Here is a 3,080-nt window from a genome sequence, read left to right on the forward strand (position 1 = left end):
AATGGTGGGAAAAGCGCGAGCGGAGGTATTATTAGTCTGACGAATTACTTCTTGGTCAAAAGCGATCGCATCCATTCCTAAAGCATCATAAAAGTCTGAGCGTTCCCGTACAGTTAAACTATGGGTAGCAAAGACGGAAAGATGAACGTAGGTTGGGTTGAAGCATGAAACCCAACGCCCGCTCATGTTACGCTACTGCTAACCCATCCTACAAATAATTTTGCCTCCCTACTTATTAATAGTTTTCGGGGTGTGAGACTAGAGAATTTTAGGGATTGCCGCTCAAAAATTGGCTATTATCCCAGCAAGTACCTAAAACTAGAAAGGGGATGAAGTGGCAGTTTTTCCCATTCTTAAAATGTGACTGAGATAATTAAACCGGAGACTAATAAGCAAAAACCGCTAACCAAAGACCAAAAACGGGGATAACCCCGAATATTTCCGCCAGAGTGATTTATTTGACTCCATTCGAGACGAGGAGATAAATCGCGACGAAACCAACCGAGAATCCGTACTGATGTATTATTTATTGCTGCCATGGGGGGGTTAGTAGTCCTGATTTTATGCCAAAAACCAAAACGATAGTTAGGAGCGAGGGGAATTATGCCGGTGCTATCTTTAAGAAAGAAATTCTTTCCTTGAGCAATTAACTCACCGCGGAGTCGGACGGGGATAGCTGGGAGGGGATGACTGTAAGGATTATCGGTTAAAGAAAAAATATCGCTGAAACTAGCATTTTTGAGACGAGGATAACTAGCTAATCGATTGATAATTATACCCAAACCCCCACCGACTAAAATTAGCCCCAATGCAGCCCAAGAGCTAAATTTCAGACCAAGAAACCCAGCAATGACAACCCCAATAATAAAGCCTAGTCCCCAAGCATAATATAAACATAGTCGCAGAAAAAAGTTTTGATAGAGTTTCTTGCGATCTAATTCTATTTCTTGCCGTAATATTTCCCCCAGACTAAATTCTATATCTAAATCCATCTGTCCGGCATAGTTGGCTAAAGCGCCAATCCTTTTACCAGTCAGGGGATGATTAGATTGCAACTCTAACCATTTTGCCCAAGGATTATATATATCCCAGAGAAAACTCTGTCCGATCCGGCGAGACTCCAATGCGATACCATAAACGTTACCGGCAATGATCGCATCCTGCTCCTGGGCAATATTTAATACATTTATACTTAATGACAGGGGACTGGACTGGGCATTTTCTTGGACTAAACCAAAGGCAATTTTTACTAAAGCACGGGCCAAAGCATTGGGATTACCAGTAACTTGGGCAGCAAAATGATCGGCGAAGTATTCTCTAGTACGAGACAGATAAAGACTGCAAAAAACAAGAATTTGCCTAAAAATGGTGATAATTAGTGAGAGAAGGCCTAGAAAAACTGTGTCTTGAAAATTATTATCTTGATTTTGGGCAAAAGAATCGAGATAACAGCTTAAATGAGCGAAACTAGCACAGATAGTCATCAGGGCAAAGTCTCCCTGCCAAATATGGCCTAATTCATGAGCATATACCGTCGCTAGTTCCTCATCGTCGAGATAGGTAAATAAACCTCTGCTAACTACTAAGCTAGCATTACCCCGTCGAGAGCCATAGGTAAAAGCGAGGGGCTGTCCATCTTCGATAATGCCTAGTTTTGGCGGTTTTAACCCTTTTTCTCGGCATATACGCCCAATTACTGCCGCCGATTCGGGGCTATCCCGTTTAATTTCCGCTAAGGACACCCAACGCACTCGATAAAGACGTTTTTGTGTCCAATCAATTAGATTCGGGGCGATAAAAAGGATGAGTCCGCCTAAGAAACCGGTCAAGAGCAAGGCAATAATTACACCCGTCCCCGCAGGGATGAGGAGCAAACGGGTAGTGACAAAAAACAGACCAGAGATTATAACATAAAAAGCCGTAATTGTCAATAGTTTAGCAAAAATAAGTCTATTTTCGGGGATAGTCCGGGATAACCGGACGCTTACCTGTGCAGATCGTGCTGCCTTGGGCAGCGATCGAGATTTGACCCCATTAGTGGTAATACCGATGGTTTTTTGTTCAGCACCAAAGATTGTCAGTAATCGTTTGGCCCACTGACTAACTTCCTGATCAAGATGATTTTCTAGTTCCAGAGCTAAGGCGATCGCTTGTTGCCGTTGATGATTGCCGCGATAGGCCCGAGCAAGGGCCATTTTAGCTTGAACATATAAGGGAGAATAAAAATTAGCTGACTGTTGACAATATTCTTCCAGTAATTCTACAGCCCTTGGGTAATCCTTTAGCCGCAGACACTTTAATCCTTCTTCCAGTGACATAGATATACCTTAGCTGTTTATCTATCTTTATAGATACCCAGAATCGCAGCAAAGATTAAAGGAGTTGGGGAAGTGGGGGTCTGGGGTGTGGGGAAGTGGGGGTGTGGGGAAGTGGGGAAGTGGGGAAGTGGGGAAGTAGGGTGTAGGGTGTAGTGCGATTCGTTGGCTAGAAACTAGACAGTAAGACGTTTAGAGGATTAGCCGCTTGGTAAATGTAGTACCTTGATAACTTTATAACCATACAGGTGCGGGTTAGTAATAACCTTAGTCCTGTCCTCTAGATGCCTAGAGTGACGGCATTTCCTGCTGCTTTAGACTTGGTACATCTGAGGTAGTGAGCGAGGAAAAAAAGCGGTATCTGATAGCCTAAATCAGAAACCCGTTGAGCCAGAACCTATGGATAGCCCTGGGGCGAAGATACGAATTAACCATCGTCAACACCCACGAGCCAAAAGGCTGACAGGCTCGAAACAAAAGTTAACAGAGTTGGGGCTGATAGCTCATACCACTATCAGTAAGGCATTCCCGTTACTCTGTTGTGGACAGTATCATCAAATACGGTTCAACCAATGGTTATAGGGAACGAAGTAACCCTGATTGACTCTGCCCGTTCGGGGTAGCAGGAAACCATCCGCAAGTCAATAGAGGGAGAGGATGTCCTTAAAAGCCAAGGCTTTGAGTAATATCAAAGATATGCTAACAAAGGACGGGTAACTAGGAAGTCTAAGCAACAATCAACGGTCATATACGCCCTAAAACCAA

At 43.6% G+C, this 3,080-nt stretch carries 1 protein-coding gene and 1 pseudogene; both read right to left on the minus strand.

Going from position 1 to position 3,080, the window contains the following annotated elements:
* A pseudogene (locus O9324_RS09715) lies at positions 1-144 on the minus strand (magnesium-protoporphyrin IX monomethyl ester (oxidative) cyclase); the annotation flags it as partial.
* A 209-nt stretch (positions 145-353) separates the two neighbouring features.
* Positions 354-2,318: a M48 family metalloprotease gene (locus O9324_RS09720; protein WP_288140072.1), complete on the minus strand. Its 1,965-nt coding sequence runs from the start codon at positions 2,316-2,318 to the stop codon at positions 354-356.
* Positions 2,319-3,080 lie beyond the last annotated feature (762 nt).

The organism is Microcystis sp. LE19-84.1B, from assembly GCF_027531875.1.
Lineage (GTDB): Bacteria > Cyanobacteriota > Cyanobacteriia > Cyanobacteriales > Microcystaceae > Microcystis > Microcystis panniformis.